Raw genomic sequence first — 23920 nt, 5'->3', positions numbered from 1 at the left:
CGATCCGCCGCAAGGAGACCTCCCGGTGACCGACCACCACGCCGAGCCCGAACCCTGGCGTGACCCGGCCACGCCCGACGCGCCCGCGGAGCCCGCGGGCGGCGAGACCGCCGGCCGGATCACCCCGGCCGACGCCGCCGACGCGTCCCGCCTGGTCTCCTTCGGCCTCCAGCCCAAGCTCATCCCCGCCCGCGACGCCGAATACGCCGACCTGCTGCGCCGCTACCGCGAGGACCCCCCCTTCGCCCGGCTCGCCGACGCCGTCGCCACCGGCCTCGGCCTCATCGTCCTGGAGGTCTCCCCGCGCGCCGGCATGGCGCTCGCCGCCGGCGAGGACTCCGTCTTCGCCGTCCGCATGGGCGACTACGCCCGCCGGGCCTCCGCCGAGTCGGCCGACCGCTTTCTGCACGGACTCGCCCATCTCGCCGTCGCGGCCATGGCCTTCCCCCGCCCCGAGGACCTCGCCGACGACGGCTACATCGGACGCATCACGGTCAACGGCGTGGACGCCTTCGTCCGCCAGGCCTGCCGCAGACTGGAGGAGCGCGCCGACGCCGAGGGCGAGAACACCGACCCCGCCACCGACGCCCCCGGCCTGGAATCCGCCTGGCGCACCTACGCCCGGCGCAGTGCCACCGGCGCCACCAAGGACGCACGGCGGCTCGCCGGTTCCACCACCGGCATCATCGGCAAGGCCGTCGCCTTCCTCACCGACTCCGGTTTCCTCCAGCGCACCGGGGACGACGCCGGAGGCGCCTACCGCACCACCGCCCGCTACCAGCTCCAGGTGCGGGACATGGCGGGCGGCGCCGCCATGGCCGAACTGCTCGAACTCGGCGTCGTACCGGTCAGCGACGGCACCGCCACCCTGCTGCCGCCACCCGACGGGGACGATCTGGAGCTGGCGGCCGACGCCGGCCTGCCCTTCCACGCCTGACCCGCCACGCGCCCCCGGCTTCGGCCGCCCCGCCGGATCCGACCGGCCCGACCCGCCACCGCCCGTTCCCGCAGCCCCGCCACCACGAGAGTCCGCCGCCATGTACGAGTTGTCCCGCGTTCGCCTCTACTCCATCGGGCCCGCCGGTGCGCGCTACGCCGACACCGTCCTGGACCTGCGCGGAGTCGGCGCACCGGTGCCCAACCCCGCCCCCACGCAGGCGGAGTTCTTCGCGGACGAGCCCGTCGGCCCGCCCCGCCGCCCGGCCCCCGCCGGTGTCCTCTTCCTGGAGAACGGCGGCGGCAAATCCGTCCTCCTGAAGCTCATCTTCTCCGTGATGCTCCCCGGCCACCGCAACACCCTCGGCGGGGCCAGCTCCGGTGTGCTCCGCAAGTTCCTGCTCGCCGACGACTGCGGACATGTCGCCCTGGAGTGGCAGCACACCCTCACCGGCGAACTGGTCGTCGTCGGCAAGGTCAGCGAATGGCGCGGACGCCAGGTCTCCAACGACCCGCGGAAGTTCGCGGAGGCGTGGTACTCCTTCCGCCCCGGCCCGGGGCTCAGCCTCGACGCGCTCCCGGTCGCCGAGTCCAGCGCGGTGCGCCCCGGCGGCGAGGGCGTCTCCGGCGCGCGCGGCCGGCGCCGCACCATGAAGGGCTTCCGCGACGCGATCACCGAGGCCGGCAAGGTCTATCCGCATCTGGAGGTCTCCTGGGAGGAGATCCACGACCGGTGGAACGAACACCTCGGCGACCTCGGCCTCGACCCCGAGCTCTTCCGCTACCAGCGCGAGATGAACGCGGACGAGGGCGAGGCGGCCGGACTCTTCGCCGTCAAGAAGGACTCCGACTTCACCGATCTGCTGCTGCGCGCGGTCACCGACACCCGTGACACCGACGGGCTCGCCGACCTCGTCAGTGGCTTCGGCAACAAGCTCGGCCGCCGCGCCGAACTCACCGCGGAACGCGACTTCACCGCCGGCTCGGCGGACCTCCTCGGCCGGATCGTGGAAGCCTCCGGGACACGCTCCCGCGCCCGTGAGATCCACTCCGCCGCGGAACGCCGCACCCGCACCCTCGCCCGCCGCCTCTCCACCAGGGCGGCGGCCGAACGCGCCCGTACCGCCGACCTCGCCCAGCAGGTCACCGCCGCCGCGCACACCGTCACCGAGGCCGAGACGGAGCGGGGCCGCAGCTCGCTGATCGCCGCCGAGCTCGCCTACCGCCATGCCTCGCTCGCCCTCGCCGCCGCGGAGAAGGGCGCCGCCGGCCGGCGCCGCGAGCTGACCGACGCCCGCACCCTCCACTCCGCGTGGCAGGCGGCCGAGGCGGTACTGCGCCACCGCGCCGCCGCCGACCGCTCCGCCAGGGTCGCCGCCGCGATCCTCGAAGCCGAACGGGACGCCGCACCGGCGCTCGCCGCCCGCGCCACCGCCGCCGCCGACCTCGTCCGGGCCCTCCACTCCGCCGCCGAGGACGGCGAACGCCTCGCCAACGAGCAGGAGGAGCGCTCGGCCGTCCTCCAGGAGACGGGCGAGGCCGCGCACCGCGACGCGACCTCCGCCGCGACCGAGGCACAGCGCGCCCGCAGCGAGATCGGCCATCTCCGCCAGCGTCTCGCCGAGGTGGCACAGGAGACCGCCGAAGCGGTCCGGGCCGGCTGGCTCGACGACACCGCACCCGACGCCGACCCGGCCAGAGCCGCACTCGCCGCGAACGACGCGGAGAAGACCGCCGTCGCCGCCTGGGACGCCGCCCGCGAGACCGGCCGTGCGACTGCCGACCGCGCCAAGGAGGCCGCCGCGGCCGAATCCCGGGCCGAGCTCGCCGCCGCCCGCGCCTCCGACGCCGCCGCGGCGGCCGAACACGCCCACGAGGCGGAACTGCGGGCGGCCGCCTCCATCGCGGAGCACGAACGCCTCGCCGAGCTCCTCAGCCTGCCCGCCCGGATCGCCGCACCGCAGGCCGCACCCGTACCCCCGCCCAGGAGCGGCGCCGTACCCGCCGACACCGCGAGGCCCCGGCCGGACGACGCCCCGGCACCCGGCCCCGGACACGCCGGTACGGAGCGGGACGCCCGCCACCCGGACACCGAGCCGCCCGGCGAGCCGGGCGCCGCCCGCGCCCCCCGCCCCGCGGGCACCCCGCTGACGGCCGAGGAGCTCGACCACTACGCCGACGACGTCCGCGACCTCCTCGACGACCGCGTCGCCTCGGCCGAACGACAGCTCTTCGAACTGCGGACCGCCGCGGCCGACGACTCCCGCATCCTCGGCGCGCTCGGCGACGGCGGACTGCTCCCGCCCGGCCCCGATGTCCTCGCCACCGTCGAATTCCTCGGCGAGCAGGGCATCCCCGCCCTCCCCGGCTGGCGCTACCTCGCCCAGGCCGTCGACCCGGCGGACCACGCCGCCGTACTGGCCGCCCGGCCGGAGCTGGTCGACGGAGTCGTCATCACCGACCCCGCCTCGCACCTCCGCGCCCGCGAGGCCCTGGCCGGCGCCGCGCTGCTGCCCCGGTCGGCCGTCGCCGTCGGCACCGCCGCCGCCCTCCTGGCACCGGTCCCCGCCCCCGGCACCGGCGACGACACCGGGGTCTTCCTCGTGCCGCCGAACCCGGCCATGCACGACGAACACGCGGCCGACGAGGAGCGCCAGGCACTCCGCGCCCGGGCCGGCGCCCGCGAGGAGGAGATCCGCACCCTCGCCGCCCGCCTCGCCGGAGACCGCTCGCTCGCCGCCCGGATCGGCTCCTGGCGTGCGGACTGCCCGCCCGGCATGCTCACCGAACTGGCCGCGGCCGCCGGCGCCGCCCGCGCCGCCGCCGAAGAGGCCGGCGCCCGCCTCGCCGAGGCCCGCACCGCGCGCGCCGAGGCGGACGAGGCCGCCGCCGAGGCCGCCGGGATCCGCGAGGAGCGCCAGGAGATCGCCCAGCGCGCCCGCCGCGCCGCCGACGCCCTCGCGGGCCTCGCCTTCCGGCTCCGTGAGCGCGCGGGCTGGCAGGTCAAACTCCGCGAACTCGCCGACGACGCGGCCGAGTCCGAGGCCCGCGCCGCCGTCTGTCTGGAACGCGCCAAAGCCGCCGACGAGGACCGCCGCGCCGCCCAGCGAGCGGGGGACGACGCCCGCCGCACCGCCCGCGCCCTGCGCGCGGAACGCGCCGAGATCGCCGGAGCCCCCGAGAGCCTCCCGGACGCCGGCCCCGACGCCCGCCGCACCCCGCTGCCCGCCCTCCGCGAGGCGTACCGGGCCGCCTCCCAGCTGTACGAGAAGGTCGGCGTCGGCGCCGATCTCCGTGCCGAACAGGCCCGCGCCGAGAGCGACGAGAGCGCGGCCGTCGCCGAACTGGACCGGCTCACCAACAAGGTGCGCACCCGCGCCGCCCAGCTCCTCGAAGGCACCGACGGCGCCGACGGACCCTCCCGCCAGGCCGCCGCCGCCCGCGCCGAATCACTGGTGCAGATGCTGGAGACCCGGGCCTCCGAGGCCAGTGAGAAGCTCGGCCGGCTCCGCGGCGAGGCCGAACGCCTCGCCCCCGCCGACGGCGAGTCCCACACCGAACTGCCCGGCGAGCTCGTCCCGGCCGACGCCGACATGGCCCAGACCCTGCTGCGCATGGCCACCGCCGAACTGGCCGCCCGTACCGACTCCCTGGAATCCGCGCGCGACGCCCACACCGGTCTCCTCCGCGCCCACCGCGCGGCCGAGGACGCCGCGGGCGGCTTCGACGAGACCGCCGCCCTCCTCCGTGACCTGCTGCGCGAGCAGCGCGACGACGAGGAGGCCGGGACGGAGGCCCCGGAGCCGTACCCGGGCACCCTGGACGAGGCCCGTCACACCGCCGCCGAGGCCCGCCGCTCCCTGCGCGGCTGTGCCACCGACCTCTCCGCCGCCGAGACCGCCGTGCGAGAGGCGAGCGACATCCTCGTACGGCATGCCAACTCCACCCGGTACGAGCAGGTCCGCACCCCCGCGCGGCAGCAGATCCGGGAGCTCCCGGCCTCCGCGCTGCCCGAGCACGCGGCCAGGTGGGCGGAGGCGTTCGCCCCCCGGCTGCGCGTACTCACCGATGAACTCCAGCAGCTGGAGCGCAACCGCGACACCATCGTCGACCGGCTGCGCGGCCTGGTGGAGTCCGCCCTGGCGACCCTCCGCTCGGCCCAGCGGCTCTCCCGGCTGCCGGAAGGGCTGGGCGAATGGTCCGGCCAGGAGTTCCTGCGCATCCGCTTCGAGGAGCCCGACCAGGCGACCCTGGCCGAGCGCCTCGGCGAGGTCATCGACGAGGCCACCCGTACCGCCGTGCGGAAGAACTCCTCGGCCGCGTACGGCGAGGGCCGCCGGGACGGCATGTCACTGCTGCTGCGCGGAGTGCAGGCCGCGCTGGAGCCCAAGGGCATCGCCGTGGAGATCCTCAAGCCGGACGCGGTGCTCCGCGCCGAGCGCGTCCCGGTCGGCCAGATGGGAGACGTCTTCTCCGGCGGCCAGCTGCTCACCGCGGCCATCGCGCTCTACTGCACGATGGCCGCGCTGCGCAGCAATGACCGGGGCCGGGACCGCCACCGTCACGCGGGCACGCTCTTCCTGGACAACCCCATCGGCCGCGCCAACGCGACCTATCTGCTGGAGCTCCAGCGCGCGGTTTCCGACGCCCTCGGGGTCCAGCTCCTCTACACGACCGGTCTGTTCGACACGACCGCGCTCGCGGAGTTCCCGCTCGTCATCAGGCTGCGCAATGACGCCGACCTGCGCGCCGGACTGAAGTACATCAGTGTGGAGGAGCATCTGCGCCCGGGCCTGCCGCAGCAGGACCCGTCCCAGGAGACGGTGCACGGGGAGATCACGGCGACCCGGATGTTCAAGCGATCCCAGTCCACCGGTGAACCGGACCGCCCCGCCCGGACCGCGCCGCGGGAAACCGCCCGTACCGGCGCCCCGGAGACGGCCGGCCCGCCGGGGGCCTGAGCCCCGGCCGGCACCAGGGTCCCGGCGGACCCCAAGGCCCGTACCGGCACCCGGAGCCCGGTGGACACCCGGACTCCGGTGGACACCCGAGCCCGGGAGGGGACTCGGGGCCCACCGGAGACCCCAGGACACCCCCGGAGCCCGGCGACCCCCAAGGCCCGCCGGGCTCGCGAGGGCCCTTCATCAGGGCACACACGGAAACACCCCGCTCGGACGGCGGTCGACCGCCGGGCGGGGTGTTTCCTTCACGTGATCAGGCTTCCGAGAGCCTGCCCGGCTCCTGCCGCCGTATGCGGCCGCTCCCGCGCTCCGACGCCCTGGCGGCCCGGCGTGCCCTGCGGCGCTCGCGCCTCAGGCGACGCGCGCTGCTGCTGGGCTCGGAGACCACGCCATTGCGCTGGTTCCACACCTGCCGGGTCACCCAGACGTCCAGTACCGCCCAGGTGGCCACCACGGTGCCGGCGACACTGCCGATCACCATGGGGAAGGCGAGCCACGACTCCGCGAGTGTGCAGAGAAACGCGACCATCGCCTGAATCAGTGTCAGTGACACGATCAGTCCCGCCCGCACGGCGGCCGTGCGGACCGGGTCCGCCATCCGCCGTTTCGCCGTGGGCTCCTCCACCCAGAGCTGCCGCTGGATGTGTGCGTATCCCCCTGCCCGCGTGTCACCGCGACGCTCGTTGGTGTCCATGGTCCCTCTCACTCCCCGCATCCCCCATGTCTGTCCTGCTTCCGGTTGGCTGCCCGGAATCCGCTGCTTTACTCCGCACTCCGTGCACTCCAGTGGGCCCGGTCCGGCCCGAGACCGAGTGGAGCCCCGCTCGGCGCCTGTACGGCCCGTGGCCGGTGAACAACCGTGCGGCGGCGGAACCGCCCCGCGAGCGGAACCCGCCCGCGAAGCTCTCCCTCGAACACAACCCCGCCCGCGAAGGCCCCCCGCGAAGGCCCCCCGCGAACGACCCCGCCCCGAACGGCCCGCCGCGACCGAATCCCGACGGTCCGCGAGCCGAACGGCGCGCGGACCGGACCGGACCGAACCGTGAGCGGACGACCAGAACAGAGCCGAGCGGAGCGGAGGCGGCCGGCACGGCCCGAACTCCCGGAATGCACCCCCGGGAATCCGTCGGCCGCCACCGGGCCCGGCGGATCCGCCGGGACGGACAAGTCCGCCCCATCGTCCCCAACAGCCCCCATACAGGTAGACGAACAATCGGCCCGGAAGATTCCCGAATCCCGGACATCAAACGAGCAATTCCAGCCATCTCCCGTAGTCGGGAAAATGACACACCACCAGTCGCCCCACGACACGCCGGGAATGCCAACTCCTTGAATACCGGGACAACCCGTGATCAACGCATCCCCGGTAGGCCGAAAATCGTCCGGACGTGTCTTCGAGTTGGCTGTGTGACAGTAGTAGGCTCACGCCGTTTGTTGACAAGGAACACCGCCCATTCCGGGCGGAGTTGACCAGGGGGAGGCCATGCGCTTTCGCGGGAAGTCCATCCGCCGGAAGATCGTGGCGTTGTTGCTGGTGCCGCTTCTCTCCTTGACGGCTCTCTGGGGCTTCGCCACCCTGCTGACCGGCCGTGAGGCCCGTGAGCTGCTGGCCGTCGGCACCGTGGTCGAGGAAATCGGCTATCCGGTGACGGACGCACTCGACGTCGTGCAGCAGGAGCGCCGCCAGACGCTGATCTATCTCGCCGACCGCCGCTCCTCCGACGCCCTGCCGGTCCTGCGGGAACACCGCCGGGCCACCGACAGGGCCATCCTCAGGATCCAGCGGAACGCCGCGAAGCCCGAGGTCCGCGAGGACATGCGGTCCGACGCGGAGCGCCGTCTCTCCGCGCTGGTCGAGGGCTTCGACGGCCTCCCCGCCCTGCGCCGCTCGGTCGACGCGGGCACCGTCACCCGCGCCCAGGCCCTGGACTACTACAACCGGATCGTCAACCCCGGTTTCAGCTTTCTCACCACCCTCCACTCCATCCACGACGTCGGCATCGAACGCCAGGGCCGCGGCCTCGTCGGCCTCGCCCGCGCCGAGGAGCTCCTCTCCCGTGAGGACGCCCTCGTCGTCTCCGCGCTGACCACCGGCAGGGTCACCGGTGCCGAGACCCGCCGGCTCGCCGATCTCGTCGCCCAGCGCGAGCTCTACTACGAGATCCACCTCGAGAACCTCCCCGCCCACGACCGCGACATCTACCAGCGGTTCTGGCGCAGCCCCGAGACCGCGCCGCTGCGCGACGCCGAGGAACGGCTCATCGACGCCGGCGGCGCCGGCGACGCCGGCACCGAGGCGGTGGAGGAGTGGCGGACGGCCGCCACCCCGGTGCTGGAGGAACTGCGCCGCGAGGCCAAGGCCGCGGACGGCCGCTACCAGGACCGGGTGGACCCCGCGACCTTCCGGGTCTTCGTCCAGGCGGGCGTGGCGGGTGTCCTCGGTTTCCTCGCCCTCCTCGTCTCGGTCATCGTCTCCGTGCGCATCGGCCGCGACCTCATCCGCGACCTCTCCCGGCTGCGCAAGGAGGCCCACGAGGTCTCCGGCGTACGCCTCCCCAGCGTGATGCGCCGGCTCGCCTCGGGTGAGCAGGTCGACGTCGAGACCGAGGCACCGCGCCTGGAGTACGACAAGGACGAGATCGGCCAGGCCGGCCAGGCGCTGAACACCCTTCAGCGCGCCGCCGTGGAAGCCGCCGTCCGGCAGGCCGAGATGCGCCGCGGTGTCTCCGAGGTCTTCGTCAACCTCGCCCGCCGCAACCAGGTGCTCCTCCACCGCCAGCTCACTCTCCTCGACGCCATGGAGCGGCGCACCGAGGACACCGACGAACTGGCCGACCTCTTCCGGCTCGACCATCTCACCACCCGTATGCGCCGCCACGCCGAGGGCCTGGTCATCCTCTCCGGAGCCGCGCCCTCCCGGCAGTGGCGCAAGCCGATCCAGCTGATGGACGTCGTGCGCGCGGCGGTCGCGGAGGTCGAGGACTACGAGCGCATCGAGGTGCGCCGGCTGCCGAGGATCGGTGTCGGCGGTCCCGCCGTCGCCGACCTCACCCATCTCATCGCCGAGCTCCTGGAGAACGCCACCGTCTTCTCCCCGCCGCACACCGCGGTCCAGGTGATCGGCGAGCGGGTGGCCAACGGCTTCACCCTCGAAATCCACGACCGCGGGCTGGGCATGGCCGCCGAACTGCTTCTGGACGCCAATCTCCGCCTCGCCGAGACCCCGGAGTTCGAACTCTCCGACACCGACCGGCTCGGACTCTTCGTCGTCAGCCGGCTCGCGCAGCGCCAGAGCGTCCGGGTGTCCCTCCAGCCCTCCCCGTACGGCGGAACGACCGCCGTGGTCTTCATCCCCTCGTCCCTGCTCACCGACGCGCCGGAGACCCAGGGCACCGGCTTCCGCCTCGACCGCAAGAGCGAGGCCCCGACCGGGCGGCGCGGCGCCGAGGGCAGGCTGTCGGCGCTCTCGGGCACCGCGGACGACACCGGTCACCCCGACCGGGGCCCCGCCCTGATGAACGGTTCGCCGCTCTTCGACGGCCCGGTCGAGCTGGAGGGGCCCATCGGCACCGACCCGCTCGGTCTCAGGGGAGCGGGCCGGCTGAACGACCCCGACTCGCTCACCCGCGGCAACCCGCTCGCCGGCGCGGACACCGACGCCGTCCACGACCGGGACGCGCTCAACGGAACGAACGGCACCGCCGGAGCCGATGAGGCCGCCCGCGCGGACGGCACCGCCGGCGGACGCGGCGGAATCTTCGGTTCTAGGCGCCGCGCCGCGCGGACCGCCCATCAGGACGACCAGCGTCGGCAGGCACTGGACGCCGCGCCGGAACGAATGGCAGGAGCCGTGCCGCTGCCCCGCCGTAAACCGCCCACGCTCGTCGCCGACCACGGCCGCCGCGTGGATGAGCCCGGCCGTGACCAGCCGGCCGCCCGGACACCCGGGCCGGAGTCCGTACGCGACCGGGAGACCGAGCCGGCACGCGACCGGGACACCGACCCGGTACGCGGCCGGGGGGCCGACGTACGCACGCGGTCGTCCGATCCCGCCCGCGCGCAGGCGTCCGACCCCGCACCCGGCGTACGGGCGTCCGACCCCGCGGGCCGTCGCGCATCCGAGATCCCGCGTGGCGCGGAAACCGCCCACGCACCCGGCCCCGGCACACCGCACAGGGCCGGCGGAACACCCCCCGCCGCCGCGGACACCGCTCCCGGGCTGATCGACGGCCTGCCCCGCCGGGTCCGCCAGGCCAACCTCGCCCCACAGCTCCGGGCGGACAGCCCGGTTGACCCGGCCCCCGCGAGGGAAAGCGGCCAGGAGACGGAGCGGGACGCGGAGGAAGTGCGCGCCCGCATGGCGTCCATGCAGCGCGGCTGGCAGCGGGGCCGGCTCAAGAACGCACACGGGGCCGACGACGCCGACCGGACCACCGGCACCGGCCCCGGTCAGCAAGCACCACGAACGACATCGGAGGGGGACGGTCGATGACCGCGCCACATGCCGCAGCAAATACCCTGGGGGGCCGCTCGGCACCCCCGGGCTCCGGCGAGCTCAACTGGCTGCTCGATGAACTCGTCGACCGGGTCGGCAGCATCCACAAAGCGCTGGTGCTCTCCAGCGACGGTCTGGCGACCGGCACCTCGCGGGAGCTGACCAGGGAGGACAGCGAGCATCTCGCCGCCGTCGCCGCCGGGTTCCACAGCCTCGCCAAGGGGGTCGGCCGCCACTTCGACGTGGGCCGGGTCCGCCAGACCGTGATCGAACTCGACGAGGCATTCCTCTTCGTGACCGCCGCCGGGGACGGCAGCTGTCTGGCCGTGCTCGCCGACGCCGACTCGGATGTCGGCCAGGTGGCGTACGAGATGACGCTGATGGTCAAGCGGGTCGGAGTTCACCTCGCCACCGCGCCGCGGACCGGTCGCGCCGGAGGATGAGGGTTCCGGCATGAGTAGCGACTCGACTCATCACGCCCAGCACCCGCACCACTACTTCGACGCCGAGGCGGGCCCCGTGGTCCGTCCGTACGCGATGACCCGGGGCCGTACGAGCAGTACGGCCCAGCACCGGATGGACCTGATCGCTCTGGTCGTACCGGAACCGGCAGCCGATCATCCGGTTCACGATCAGTCACTCTCCCCCGAGCATGTCGAAATCGTGGAGCGCTGTGAGGACGCTCCGCAGTCGATCGCCGAACTCGCGGCCGGCCTGGACCTCCCCGTCGGTGTCGTCCGCGTCCTGGTCGGCGATCTCGTCGAGGACGCGCTGGTCCATGTAACCCGTCCCGTTCCACCGGCCGAACTGCCGGATGTGAGTATTCTCCGCGAGGTGATCAATGGTCTTCGGGCGCTCTAGCAGCCGGCGGCCCCCCGTCGAGCCGGTGACCCTGAAGATCCTGGTCGCCGGTGGTTTCGGGGTCGGCAAGACGACTCTTGTCGGCGCGGTCAGCGAGATCCGGCCCCTGCGCACCGAGGAGACGCTGAGCGAGGTGGGCCGGCCGTTCGACGACACGGCCGGCGTCGAGAACAAGACGACCACCACCGTCGCCATGGACTTCGGGCGCATCACGCTCCGCGAGGATCTGGTGCTGTATCTCTTCGGCACCCCCGGGCAGGACCGTTTCTGGTTCCTCTGGGACGAGCTGGCACAGGGGGCTCTCGGTGCGGTCGTCCTGGCCGACACCCGCCGGCTGGAGGAATCGTTCGCCGCCGTGGACTACTTCGAGCGCAGGGGCATCCCCTTCACGGTGGCGGTCAACTGCTTCGACGGGGCGGATCGTTTCCGTGTCGAGAGCGTACGGGCGGCGCTCGACCTCGACCCCGGGGTGCCGCTGATGATGTGCGACGCCCGTGAGCGCGAGTCGGTCAAGGAGGTGCTGGTGGCGGTGGTCGAACACGCCCTCGCCCGGGTGGACGGCCAACGCCGCCACGCCACCACCTGACCGGAGCGGCGGTGCCGGGCGGCGGTACGGAAACGACCGCCGCCCGGCTCCCGCGGAGAAGGATCCCTCTTTCGGGTCCGCCAGGCGCACGAGCCCCAGCCCGATCCGAACGAGAGCCCTGGGCCGTGTCTTCACGGTTTCGCCTGTCCGGCGGGGTCCGGCGGCCCGGAGGGATCCCCACCCGGGCGGACGACGCCACTGCGAGGACACTCCCTAGCCCTCCCAGCCGAAGCTCCGCTCCACCGCCTTGCGCCAGTTCCCGTACTCCCGCTCGCGCGTCACCGCCTCCATCCGCGGCTCCCACTCCACATCCGGCCGCCAGTGCGTCCTGAGCTCATCGAGCCCCGACCAGACCCCGGTGGCCAGCCCCGCCGCGTACGCCGCGCCCAGACAGGTCGTCTCCGAGACCTTCGGCCGGATCACCGGCACGCCCAGGACATCCGCCTGGTGCTGCATCAGCAGCCCGTTGGCGGTCATCCCGCCGTCCACCTTCAGTGTGGTGATCGGAACCCCGGAGTCCTGATACATCGCGTCCACCACCTCGCGCGTCTGCCAGCTGGTCGCCTCCAGCACGGCCCGCGCCAGATGAGCCTTGGTGACATAACGGGTCAGACCGGTGATGACACCCCGGGCGTCCGAGCGCCAGTACGGGGCGAAGAGGCCGGAGAAGGCCGGGACGACGTAGGCGCCGCCGTTGTCCGCCACACTCGCGGCCAGTGGCTCGATCTCATCGGCGCTGGAGATGATCCCGAGCTGGTCCCGGAACCACTGCACCAGCGACCCGGTGACCGCGATCGATCCCTCCAGGCAGTAGACCGGGTCCTGGTCACCGATCCGGTATCCGACGGTGGTGATCAGCCCGCTCTTCGACGGCACCGGGCGGTCACCGGTGTTCAGCAGCAGAAAACTGCCGGTGCCATAGGTGTTCTTGGCCGTGCCCGGGTCGTAGCAGACCTGTCCGAAGATCGCGGCCTGCTGATCGCCGAGAGCCGAGGCCACCGGCACCCCGGCCAGCGGTCCGACCGCCCGGCCGTAGATCTCGGACGACGACCGGATCTCCGGCAGCACCGCCCGCGGCACGCGCATCGCGTCGAGGATCTCCTCGTCCCACTCCAGGGTCCGGAGATTCATCAGCATGGTCCGCGACGCGTTGGTCACATCCGTGACATGGACCCCGCCCTCAGGGCCGCCGGTGAGATTCCAGATCAGCCAGGAGTCCATGGTGCCGAAGGCGATCTCGCCGCGCTCCGCCCGCTCGCGCAGCCCCGGAGTGCTGTCCAGCAGCCAGGCGACTTTGGGCCCGGAGAAGTAACTGGCCAGCGGCAGCCCCGTGGCGTCCCGGAAACGGTCCTGCCCGTCCGCGCCGCCGAGTTCCTCGCAGAGCGCGGTGGTACGGGTGTCCTGCCACACGATCGCGTTCTGCACCGGCCGCCCGGTCGCCCGGTCCCACAGCACCGTCGTCTCGCGCTGATTGGTGATGCCGAGCGCGCTGAGCCGGCCGGGCTCCACTCCCGCCCGGTCGAGCGCTCCGGCGACCACCGCTCGCACCGTCGACCAGATCTCGGCGGCGTCGTGCTCCACCCAGCCCGGTCTCGGAAAGATCTGCCGGTGTTCCCGCTGGTCGGCCGCGACGATCGTGCCGCTCCGGTCGAAGATGATGCAGCGGCTGGACGTCGTGCCCTGGTCGATCGCGGCGACGAGTGTGTCGGTCATGACCGCTCCCCTGTCGGTTGTCGGTAACTGCACGAATTCGAGCTGAACTGACCGTTGTACGGCGCGATCCGCCCGGGTCCTCCGCCGGTGTTTCCGGCCCCGGAATCAGAACGCCAGATTGAAGACGAGCCCCGCCAGCAGCCCGCCGATCACCGGCCCGGCCACCGGCACCCAGGAGTATCCCCAGTCGGAGGTGCCCTTGTTGGGAATCGGCAGCACCGCGTGGACGATGCGCGGCCCCAGATCACGAGCCGGGTTGACGGCATAGCCGGTGGGCCCGCCGAGGCTCAGCCCGATCCCCACGACCAGCAGCGACACCAGCAGGATCGAAATCCCCGAGCCGTACACCCCGGCACCCTCACCCGGAACCGCGCCGACCCCGATGCCGTCGTTCCGTCCGAAGGCCAGGATCGGCAGCACCAGAGCCACCGTTCCGATCACCTCGGTCAGCGTGTTGGCGACCGGATTCCGGATCTCGGGTCCGGTGGCGAAGATCCCGAGCGTGGGCTGGGCCCTGGCCGGATCCTTATTGGCCTGGAACTGTGCGAAGTAGACGAGATAGGCCAGTACGGCTCCGATGGCCGCGCCGATCAGCTGCGCGAGGATGTAGTACGGCACCTTGCCCCACTCGCCGGTGTCCACGGCGATCCCCAGTGTCACGGCCGGATTCAGATGCCCGCCGGAGAGCGGAGCCGCGGTGTAGGCCCCCGCCAGCACACCGAATCCCCAGCCGAAGGTGATGACGATCCAGCCCGCGCCCTTCGCCTTGGAGTGGTGGAGCGTGACGGCGGCGCAGACGCCCGCGCCGAACAGAATCAGGATGGCGGTGCCGATGATCTCACCGGCGAAAACATCTCCATTGCTCATGGCTGCCTCCCAGCCCTCTCCCGGGGCCTGGACGGCACCGGATCCGCGTGCGGGGTGCACGCGTGTTCCATGGCCGTGCCATGGATACGGGAGCCGGGTACGGGGAGACGCCCCGCCCGGCCTCGCTGACGAGCGTGGTGACCGTGCCGAAGCGCGGCGATGCCGGTGCGGATGTCCGGCGCCGCCGACGAGGAGGCAGTTTTCACCGGCCGCGAGAAGGCGTCAAGGTCATGACACCGAGGGCATTTCATGAGCATCGAGGCAAGACCACAGATCCGGTCAGCACACCGGGCGGCGGTCCGTCACCGCACGGCGGCGACCGCCGATCCATGGCCGAAGAGCCCGCCCCGGAGGCGCGGGCCGGGCCGTGCGGCCCCGCCCCCCGGCCGTCCACCAGTCGGCGCCGTACCCCGCCCGGCGGCCGATCGGATACAGTCCGCCGCGTGCCCAAGGACTCGTACTGCGGCAATTGCGGAGCACCGTACGGCCCGGTCAGCGACTGGCCCCGTACCTGCCTCACCTGCGGTAACACTGCCTACCGCAACCCACTCCCCGTCGCCGTCGCCCTCCAGCCCGCCACCGACGAGAACGGCACAGGTCTCGTCGTGATCACCCGCAGCATTGAACCGGAACGCGGCGGCACCGCCCTGCCCGGTGGCTTCATCGACTTCGGCGAGGAGTGGCAACAGGCGGTCGTCCGTGAGCTCCGGGAGGAAACCGGAATCGGAGCGCGGGCCGCCGACGTCCGGCTCGCCGATGCCCTCAGCGCCCCCGGCGGACATCTGCTGCTCTTCGGCCTGCTGCCCTGCCGCCCCGCCGCCGAACTGCCCGACCCCGCCCCCACGGACGAGACCTCCGGCCGGCGGCTGCTGCGCACCCCCGCCCGCCTCGCCTTCCCCCTGCACACCACCGCCGTGCGCAGATGGTTCCTGGGCCGGTACGAATAACACCGGCATCCCGCCCCTTCCCCTCAGAGCTCCGCCGGCCCCAGACCCCGCACCCGCACCCGGCGGCCCGGCGGACCCGAACCGTCCAGCCGCACCCGCTTCACCTTCACCACCCCCTCCACCAGCCGGGTGGCATAGCGCTCCACCTCCGCCGGCTCCCAGCCGTCACCCGCATCCGGAACCACCAGACCACCACCCCTGCGCCCCGTCGCCGGCGCCCACACCTCCAATTCCAGCTCCCCGTCCGCGCCCCGTACCGGAATCACCGCACCGGCCCGCGCCAGCACCGGCACCCGTGACAGCGGCGCGTCCATCACCACCCGCGCCGGACCGTCGTACGCCCGCTCCGTCACCGTGTCGTACCAGCGGCCCTTCGGCAGCCGCACCGAACGCCGCTCCGCACCCGGCTCCAGCACCGGCGCCACCAGCAGCGCGTCACCCAGCAGAAAGGCGTCCTCGCACTCCCGCAGCGCCCGGTCCTTCGGCGAACCCCACCACACCGGGCGGGCGTACGGTGCCCCCGTCAGCTCCGCCAGCCTCGCCAGCGTGACGAAGTACGGGCGCAGCCGCTCCCGTTCGGCGAGCGCCGCCCGCGCGTGTTCCAGCACCGCGGGACCGAACTCCCAGGGCTCCCGGCGGCCCGCGTGGATCGCCGCATGCGTACGGAACAGCGGCAGATACGCGCCCAGCTGGAACCAGCGCAGATACAGCTCCGGGGACGGACTCCCGTCGAAACCCCCCACATCCGGGCCGGAATAGGGAACTCCGCACAACCCGAGCCCCAGCACCAGCGACAGCGACGCCCGCAACCCCGCCCATCCCGTGGACACATCACCGGACCAGGTGCCCCCGTACCGCTGCATCCCCGCCCACCCCGACCGGGAGAAGAGGAACGGACGCTCCCGCGGACGCAGCCGGCGCAGCCCCTCGTACCCGGCATGCGCCATCGCCAGGGCGTACACATTGTGGGCCTCGCGGTGATCACCGCCCCGCCCCTCCAGATCGTGCCGCGCCGACCGCGGCAGCGAACGGTCCCCGAAGGGCGCGAAGGAGACCGGCTCGTTCATGTCGTGCCACACCCCGGCGAAACCCTGCGCCAGCCGTTCCCCGTACAGCCCGCCCCACCACTCCCGCACCGCCGGATCGGTGAAATCCGGATAGACGCACTCACCCGGCCAGACCACGCCCCGGACCTCCCGGCCGCGGCCGTCCCGGACGAACGCCCCGCCCGCCGCCCCGCTGTCGTACACCGCGTCACCCGGCTCCGCCTTCACCGCCGGATCGACGATGGAGACCAGCCGCACCCCCGCACCGCGCAGTTCCTCCGCCAGCCCCGGCAGATCCGGGAACCGCTCCCGGTCCACCGTGAAGACCCGGTGCCCCTCGAAATGATCGATGTCCAGATGGACGGCGGCCAGCGGCAGCTCCCGCGCCCGGTACCCCGCCGCGATCCGCCGCACCTCCCGCTCGCCGCCGAAACCCCAGCGGGCATGCTGCGGCCCCAGCGCCCACGACGGCGGTACGGCCGGAGCCCCCGTCAGCCGGGTCCAGCGCGCCAGCACCCGGGCCGGGCTGCCCACGATCACCCAGCAGCGCAGCGGCCCGCCGTCCATCCGCACCTCACTGGTGCCCGGCCGGTCGTGCCCGGACCCCGCCCCCTCCTCACCCTCCCGCAGCGTCACCCGCCCGTCCCAGGAGTTGTCGTGAAAGGAGAGATGGGTACCCGCGTCGGCCACCACCAACTGCACCGGCATGGTGATGTACAGCGGATCGTCGGCCGGCCCGAAGGACCCCCGCGGGTCGGTGTTCCACAGCCGATACGTGCCATCGCGCAGCCGGGGCCCGCAAGCACGGCCGCCGAGCCCGAAGAACCGGGCGTCCGCGGCCACCTCCGTACGCTGCAACCACCGCCCCGGACCCCCCTCCACAGGCTCCCACCAGCGCGGCGGCAGATCCCGGCGCAGCACCACCCCGCCCGGCGTCCGGATGTCGACCGCCCCGAGACGGGAGACCTCGACCGTGACCCGCTCCGACACCACCCGCCAGCCGCCGTCCTTGTCCGGCTCCAGCTGCGCCCGCGGATCCGGCTCCGGCACCTCACCGGCCAGCGCGTACGACGGCTCGGGCTCCGCACCGTCCCAGCTCCGGAACACCGCCCCGCCCTTCACCACCCGGATCCGCAGCTCGGAACGGGCGAACCGGACAATCCCTCCCCCCGGCATCGGCTCCGCCCCGACCACCTCACCCGGCACCCGCGCCCGCTCGGCGCCGCGGGCGGGCAGCCACCGGGCGTCGAGCCGCCGCCGCTGGAGCGCCGAACGTGTCGCACGCACCCCCTGCAGTGTCGCCATCGTCCTCATCGAGCGAACCAGCCCACGACCGTCCATGCAGTTCAGCCTGCCACCAGCACGGAGCTCAGCGGAGCCCGTTCGGCCGCTGTTCACCCGCGCCGCGGCACATTCGGACCACGCCGAGGCCGGAGGGGAACTCTGGTGCGAAAGACGATCACATGGCATCGTCCCTGTCAGCCGCGAACACCCCCTCACGTCCGTGGACACCCCGCCATCGCGCAGACCAACGCACGGCCGGGGTCAGAGCCATCCGGGAGCCGCCCCCATGACCTCAGCCGCGAACTCCGAACCCCTGTGGCAGCCGGATCCCCGGCGGATCGCCGCCGCGCGGATCACCCACTTCCAGGACTGGGCCGCCGAGCGCCACGGAGCCCCGGCCCAGGGGGGATACCCCGCACTCCACCAGTGGTCCGTCCGGGAACCGGAGACCTTCTGGCGGGCGGTCACCGACTGGTTCGGCGTCCGCTTCTCCACCCCGTACGAACGCGTCCTCGGCGACTCCGCCATGCCCGGCGCCCAGTGGTTTCCGGGCGCCACGCTGAACTACGCGGAACACGCGCTCCGGGCCGCCGACGACCGGCCCGGCGAAGCCGCGCTCCTCCATCTGGACGAAACCCGCGCACCCGCCGAGATCAGCTGGTCCGAGCTGCGCCGCCAGGTGGGCGCGCTCGCGGACCACCTGCGCGCCCTCGGCGTGCGCCCCGGCGACCGGGTCAGCGGCTATCTCCCCAACACTCCCCACGCCGTCACCGCACTGCTCGCCACCGCCGCCGTCGGCGCCGTCTGGACCTCCTGCGCCCCCGACTTCGGCGCCCGCAGCGTGCTCGACCGCTTCCAGCAGGTGGAGCCCGTCGTCCTCTTCACCGTCGACGGCTACCGCTACGGAGGCAAGGAGCACGACCGCACCGAGACGGTCGCCGAGCTCCGCCGCGAACTCCCCACCCTGCGCGCCGTGATCCACGTTCCGCTGCTCGGCACCCCGGCGCCCGAGGGCGCGCTGGAATGGTCGGCGGTCACCTCGGGCGAGGCCGAGCCGGTTTTCGAGCAGGTCCCCTTCGGTCATCCACTGTGGATTCTGTACTCCTCCGGCACCACCGGGCTGCCCAAGGCGATCGTCCAGTCCCAGGGCGGCATCCTGGTGGAACACCTCAAGCAGCTCGCCCTCCACTGCGACCTCGGCCCCGGCGACCGCTTCTTCTGGTACACCTCCACCGGCTGGATGATGTGGAACTTCCTCGTCTCCGGCCTGCTCACCGGCACCACGATCGTCCTCTACGACGGAAGCCCCGGATATCCCGACACCGGAGCCCAGTGGAGCGTGGCCGAACGCACCCGCGCCACCTTCTTCGGCACCTCGGCGGCGTATGTCATGGCCTGCCGCAAGGCGGGGGTGCACCCCGCCCGTGACCACGACCTCTCCCGGATCGCCTGCGTCGCCACCACCGGTTCCCCGCTGCCGCCCGACGGCTTCCGCTGGCTCCACGACGAATTCGCCGCGAGCGGTGCCGACCTCTGGATCGCCTCCGTCAGCGGCGGCACGGATGTGTGCAGCTGCTTCGCCGGCGCGGTGCCCACCCTCCCCGTACACATCGGAGAACTCCAGGCCGCCGGTCTCGGCACCGACCTCCAGTCCTGGGACCCGCACGGCAAACCCCTCATCGGCGAGGTCGGCGAACTCGTCGTCACCAACCCCATGCCCTCCATGCCGATCCGCTTCTGGAACGACCCCGACGGAAGCCGCTACCACGACAGCTACTTCGACATGTTTCCCGGCGTCTGGCGCCACGGCGACTGGATCACCATCACCGGCCGGGGATCCGTCATCATCCACGGACGCTCCGACTCCACCCTCAACCGCCAGGGGGTACGGATGGGATCGGCCGACATCTACGAGGCCGTCGAACGCCTCCCCGAGATCCGTGAATCCCTCGTCATCGGCCTGGAGGAGGCCGACGGCGGCTACTGGATGCCGCTCTTCGTCCACCTCGCCGACGGGGTCACGCTCGATGACGAACTGCGCGCCGCGATCAGGACGACGATCCGGCAGGAGCTCTCCCCCCGGCATGTGCCGGACGACATCATCGAGATCCCGGCCGTCCCCCACACCCTCACCGGAAAGCGGCTCGAAGTCCCCGTGAAACGCCTACTGCAAGGCGTTGAGCTGCGAAAAGCCGTCAACCCCGGCTCGGTCGACCATGTCGCTCTGCTCGCCTTCTACGAGGACTTGGCGCGCTCCCGGAAGCGGTGAGCGGGTTCTCCCGGGACCGCGTTGTCAGTGGTGACGATTACTGTGAGTCACCAATGGCAATCAAGCTCAGGGGGAGAGAATGACCGACGACAGGACTCCGGCCGACGGCACCGACCACACCGGCAGGAACACCTCGGCACACGGACCGGGCGCCGGCCCGGACGGAACACCGGACAGGACCTCGGGCCGGGCACCGGACAGGAAACGGGGAAAGCGGGCCGGACGGCCGGAGCGGCGCGGCCGCACCGGCCCCCGGCCGTCCGCGGCCCGCCCGGGCCGGCGCACCACACCCCGGCGCGCACTCTGCCGTGAGGTCGCCTCGACCATCGCCGTCCTGGCCGACGAGTTCGACTTCACCGCGATGCGCACCTACCGCAGCTTCACCTTCGACGACCATCCGCGCTACCTCCGCGAGGTGGAGGCGCTCCTCGCCTCGCTCGCCCGGCGCCAACTGCACACCGCCGTCGCTCTCTTCGACCCGGGAGAATTCGCGCTCTTCTGCGCCGAGGAGAACATCGACGCCGACTCCGCACTCGCCCGCAGCCGCTACACCGCGGAGTTCGCGAGCCGCGGCGGCACCCTCCCCTATACGGGAGAGCCGCTCGCCGTCCTGCTGCCCCGGCTCGTCGACCGGGCGGTCCGCCACGCCACCTGGGAGTACGCCAGCCTCCTCCTCACCGATGTGGGGGAGTGCGCCGACTGCGGCCAGAACATCGGCCGGGCCGCTCTGGACCGCGCGGGCCATCTGCTGACCAGACTGCTCGACGCCGCCGGACCCGGCAGCCACCATCTGGTGTGCAGCGTTCCCGCCCCGGAGGACAATCTCCTCGCCACCCTGCGCGCCGACGGCGACAAACCGGCCGGCGCCCCGGCCACGGGCGGGCGGGCCGGAAACCCTTCGCAGGACGCCCGGATCGACGCGGCGGAGGCCGTCGAGTTCGTGACCGTGCTCGCCACCGCCATCGCCCTCGGCAACCCCGGGGGAGTGGTGCTCCGCACCCGCACCTCCGGCTCACCCGACCGCCTGCACGGCTGGCGGCTGGAGCGGAGCAGCCTCCTCCCGCTCACGGAGGGGGAGGTCTTCAGCGCCTACTGCACCGACGCCAGGACCGGCGAACCGCTCCCGCCGGAACCAGGCGTGGAGTACCGCGCCGGTTTCGACATCGGAGCCGACGACCCGGAGCCGCACCGCTGACGGGCGCCGCGGGGCCGCCGGCGCCCGCGGCCGGACAGCACCGCTGAACAGCCCGGGAGGGGCCCGCCGCGGCGAGACCCCTCCCGGTCCGTTCGCCGGTCCGCACGGACCGGCCGGTGCCTACTCCCCGGAGAGCACCGCCCGGGCGGCGACGCGCGCCTCCTCGGCGGTGTCCGCGGCGCGGGCCGCCGCGGCCGCCCGCTCGCACTGCGCCAGCGTGTACTTCGCCAGTGTCGCCCGTACGTAGGGGATCGACGCGGCGCCCATCGACAGCGATGTCACCCCGAGACCGGTGAGCACACAGGCGAGCAGCGGATCGGCGGCCGCCTCACCGCACACCCCGCAGCTCTTGCCCTCAGCCTTCGCCGCGTCCGCCGACAGCGCCACCAGATCGAGCAGCGCGGGCTGCCAGGGATCCTGCAGCCGGGAGACCGCACCCACCTGACGGTCGGCGGCGAAGGTGTACTGCGCCAGATCATTGGTGCCGAGCGAGAGGAACTCGACCTCCTGAAGAATCGAGCGCGCCCGCAGGGCGGCCGACGGAATCTCCACCATCGCACCGAATTTCGCCTGGAGCCCCGCCTCGCGGCAGGCGTCGGCGAATGCCCTGGCATCCGTGCGGTCGGCCACCATCGGGGCCATGACCTCCAGATACACGGGCAGCCCGGCCGCTGCCTTCGACAGCGCCGTCAGCTGGGTCCGCAGCACCTCGGGGTGGTCCAGCAGACTCCGCAGCCCGCGTACACCGAGAGCCGGGTTCGGCTCATCGGCGGGGGTGAGGAAGTCGAGCGGCTTGTCGGCACCGGCGTCCAGCACCCGCACCACCACCCGGCCCTCCGGGAAGGCCTCCAGCACCTGGCGGTACGCCTCGATCTGAGCCTCCTCCGACGGCGCCCGCTCACTGTCGTCCAGGAAGAGGAACTCCGTGCGGAACAGACCGACACCCTCCGCACCCGCCTCGACGGCGGCCGGCACGTCGCCCGGCCCGCCGACATTGGCCAGCAGCGGGACCTTGTGACCGTCCGAGGTCGCCCCCGGTCCGGTGGAGGAGGAGAGCGCGGCCCGCCGCTCCGCGGCGGCCGACTCCAGCAGCGCGCGCTTCTCGTCGCTCGGCTCCACGAAGATCTCGCCGGTACTGCCGTCGACCGCGATCAGCGTGCCCTCGGCCAGTTCACCGGCGCCCGGCAGCGCCACCACGGCCGGTACACCGAGCGCCCGCGCCAGAATGGCGCTGTGGCTGGTGGGCCCGCCCTCCTCGGTGACGAAGCCGAGCACCAGCGTCGGATCCAGCAGCGCCGTGTCCGCCGGTGCCAGATCGCGGGCGATCAGTACATAGGGCTCGTCGCTGTCGGGCACACCCGGCATGGGCACGCCGAGCAGCCGCGCCACGATCCGGTTCCGCACATCGTCCAGATCCGCCACCCGGCCGGCCAGATACTCGCCCGCACTCGCCAGCAGCGCCCGGTAGGCGGCGAACGCGTCGTACACCGCGCGCTCGGCGGTGCTGCCGACGGCGATCCGCCGCTCGACATCCACCATCAGCTCCGGGTCCTGCGCCATCATGGCCTGCGCCTCGAGCACGGCCTGCGCCTCACCGCCGGCCAGATTGCCCCGGGCCATCAGATCGGCCGCGACGGCTTCCACGGCCTGCCGGGCGCGCCCCTGTTCGCGCTCCGTGTCCTGGTCCGGATTCTGCTTGGCCGGAGGCTCGAGAACCGCGGTCCCCATATGCCTGACCTCGCCGATCGCCACACCGTGGCTCACTCCGACGCCCTGCAGCGTTGTCTCCATCTCACCCGTCTCCGATCGAGCGACGGCTCCGCCGTCGCGCTGCGTGTCCCACTCGCCCGTCATCACGGCCCCGGCTCACCGCCAGGAGAAGAGTGGTTCCCCTGCCGTCACATCGCCGTCCTCGCGCAGATCGCCGAGCGCGTCGGCGGTCGCCTCGAGCGCCACGACCGGACAGATCGGCGACTTCCCGGCGGCCTCCACCGCCGCCGGGTTCCAGCGCACCACGGCCTGCCCCCGGGTCACGGTGTCGCCCTTCTTGACGAGCAGCTCGAAGCCCTCGCCATTGAGCTGCACGGTGTCGATGCCGAGGTGTGTGAGGACTCCGTGCCCCTCACCGTCGACGACGACAAAGGCATGCGGGTGGAGGGAGACGACGACTCCCTCCACCGGCGCGATCGCCACGGAGGGCTCCCGCACCGGGTCGATGGCATTGCCGGGACCGACCATCGCACCGGCGAAGACCGGGTCCGGTACGTCCGTGAGCTTGATGGCGCGTCCGGCAAGAGGGGACGTCACTGTGGTCATGGGGGCCTCCCAGGGGCGGAGATTTCGTCACCGCGCCGTCACTCTTTGCCCTTGACGACGCACTGTTCAGCAGCGTAAGTCATATGAAGTGCCGGTTCCGCCCGAAACCTGACGATTGGCGGACCCGGCGGGTGCCCCGGAAACGATTTGCCTCGTCTCCGGCCGAGCAGGTACTGTCGTACTCCTGCCTGACCCCAACGTGACCTCCGGTCCGGGGTCGGCAGCGGCCTATCAAGCCCAGATCCTAACTGGTCTACACCTCTGCATGTCTGCGGAGAGGTGGTCAGGAAGCGGAAAAAAGCCTGATAAGGTTTGAAACGTCGAAGGGAAAGCCCGGAGAGACCCGGAAGGGAATCAAAGGAAGCGTCCGTTCCTTGAGAACTCAACAGCGTGCCAAAAGTCAACGCCAAATATGTTGATACCCCGTCTCCTTCGGAGACGAGG

Annotated in this window: 15 protein-coding genes; 9 read left to right on the top strand and 6 right to left on the bottom strand. The window is 72.7% G+C overall.

Annotated features, from left to right (window positions below):
• Positions 1 to 25 precede the first annotated feature (25 nt).
• Together AAFN69_RS14755 and AAFN69_RS14750 are read left to right on the top strand one after the other, a co-directional pair.
• Positions 26 to 937 (top strand): hypothetical protein, encoded by a 912-nt coding sequence (locus AAFN69_RS14755; RefSeq protein ID WP_347728940.1) that lies wholly within the window; start codon positions 26 to 28, stop codon positions 935 to 937.
• A 100-nt stretch (positions 938 to 1037) separates the two neighbouring features.
• Positions 1038 to 5897 carry a hypothetical protein gene (locus AAFN69_RS14750; RefSeq protein WP_347728939.1) on the top strand — a complete coding sequence of 1620 codons (4860 nt, stop codon included), beginning with the start codon at positions 1038 to 1040 and terminating at the stop codon, positions 5895 to 5897.
• A gap of 253 nt (positions 5898 to 6150) precedes the next feature.
• Here the strand turns inward: AAFN69_RS14750 and AAFN69_RS14745 are convergent, their stop codons facing one another.
• On the bottom strand, positions 6151 to 6591 hold the full coding sequence (locus AAFN69_RS14745) for a hypothetical protein (RefSeq protein ID WP_347728938.1): 441 nt from the start codon (positions 6589 to 6591) through the stop codon (positions 6151 to 6153).
• 789 nt (positions 6592 to 7380) lie between these two features.
• On the opposite strand from AAFN69_RS14745, the gene AAFN69_RS14740 reads away from it, so the two are divergent.
• Genes AAFN69_RS14740 through AAFN69_RS14725 form a run of 4 tightly spaced genes read left to right on the top strand, consistent with a single transcriptional unit; the run spans position 7381 to position 11839 of the window.
• Entirely contained in the window at positions 7381 to 10389 is a 3009-nt protein-coding gene (locus AAFN69_RS14740) for a nitrate- and nitrite sensing domain-containing protein (protein WP_347728937.1), read from the top strand.
• Complete coding sequence (locus AAFN69_RS14735) at positions 10386 to 10835, top strand: roadblock/LC7 domain-containing protein (protein WP_347728936.1); 450 nt, start codon at positions 10386 to 10388, stop codon at positions 10833 to 10835. The genes AAFN69_RS14740 and AAFN69_RS14735 overlap by 4 nt, the downstream gene beginning before the upstream one ends.
• 10 nt (positions 10836 to 10845) lie before the next feature.
• On the top strand, positions 10846 to 11253 hold the full coding sequence (locus AAFN69_RS14730) for a DUF742 domain-containing protein (RefSeq protein WP_347728935.1): 408 nt from the start codon (positions 10846 to 10848) through the stop codon (positions 11251 to 11253).
• A complete protein-coding gene (locus AAFN69_RS14725) occupies positions 11234 to 11839 on the top strand; it encodes an ATP/GTP-binding protein (RefSeq protein WP_347728934.1) in 606 nt (201 codons plus the stop codon). Before AAFN69_RS14730 ends, AAFN69_RS14725 begins: the two co-directional genes overlap by 20 nt.
• 213 nt (positions 11840 to 12052) lie before the next feature.
• On the opposite strand, the gene glpK is transcribed toward AAFN69_RS14725, so the two are convergent.
• Together glpK and AAFN69_RS14715 are read right to left on the bottom strand one after the other, a co-directional pair.
• The gene (glpK, locus tag AAFN69_RS14720; RefSeq protein ID WP_347728933.1) at positions 12053 to 13552 is read right to left on the bottom strand and encodes a glycerol kinase GlpK; all 1500 of its coding nucleotides are present in this window, start codon (positions 13550 to 13552) and stop codon (positions 12053 to 12055) included.
• A 105-nt stretch (positions 13553 to 13657) separates the two neighbouring features.
• The gene (locus AAFN69_RS14715; RefSeq protein WP_347728932.1) at positions 13658 to 14419 is read right to left on the bottom strand and encodes an MIP/aquaporin family protein; all 762 of its coding nucleotides are present in this window, start codon (positions 14417 to 14419) and stop codon (positions 13658 to 13660) included.
• Between the two features lie 443 nt (positions 14420 to 14862).
• Between AAFN69_RS14715 and AAFN69_RS14710 the strand changes: the two genes are divergently transcribed.
• Positions 14863 to 15366, top strand: coding sequence for an NUDIX domain-containing protein (locus AAFN69_RS14710; RefSeq protein WP_347728931.1), 504 nt, complete (start codon positions 14863 to 14865; stop codon positions 15364 to 15366).
• Positions 15367 to 15389: 23 nt separating this feature from the next.
• On the opposite strand, the gene AAFN69_RS14705 is transcribed toward AAFN69_RS14710, so the two are convergent.
• Positions 15390 to 17753 (bottom strand): glycoside hydrolase family 31 protein, encoded by a 2364-nt coding sequence (locus AAFN69_RS14705; protein ID WP_347728930.1) that lies wholly within the window; start codon positions 17751 to 17753, stop codon positions 15390 to 15392.
• Positions 17754 to 17982: 229 nt separating this feature from the next.
• Between AAFN69_RS14705 and AAFN69_RS14700 the strand changes: the two genes are divergently transcribed.
• Complete coding sequence (locus AAFN69_RS14700) at positions 17983 to 19965, top strand: acetoacetate--CoA ligase (RefSeq protein WP_347728929.1); 1983 nt, start codon at positions 17983 to 17985, stop codon at positions 19963 to 19965.
• 79 nt (positions 19966 to 20044) lie between these two features.
• Positions 20045 to 21160, top strand: coding sequence for a hypothetical protein (locus tag AAFN69_RS14695; protein WP_347728928.1), 1116 nt, complete (start codon positions 20045 to 20047; stop codon positions 21158 to 21160).
• 120 nt (positions 21161 to 21280) lie between these two features.
• On the opposite strand, the gene ptsP is transcribed toward AAFN69_RS14695, so the two are convergent.
• Both ptsP and AAFN69_RS14685 read right to left on the bottom strand, forming a co-directional pair.
• On the bottom strand, positions 21281 to 22951 hold the full coding sequence (ptsP, locus tag AAFN69_RS14690) for a phosphoenolpyruvate--protein phosphotransferase (protein ID WP_347728927.1): 1671 nt from the start codon (positions 22949 to 22951) through the stop codon (positions 21281 to 21283).
• 75 nt (positions 22952 to 23026) lie between these two features.
• Entirely contained in the window at positions 23027 to 23476 is a 450-nt protein-coding gene (locus tag AAFN69_RS14685) for a PTS glucose transporter subunit IIA (protein ID WP_347728926.1), read from the bottom strand.
• Positions 23477 to 23920 lie beyond the last annotated feature (444 nt).

The sequence above is a fragment of the Streptomyces sp. CAU 1734 genome, from assembly GCF_039888735.1.
Classification (GTDB): Bacteria; Actinomycetota; Actinomycetes; order Streptomycetales; family Streptomycetaceae; genus Streptomyces.
This window is presented reverse-complemented; position numbering and strand designations above follow the sequence as displayed.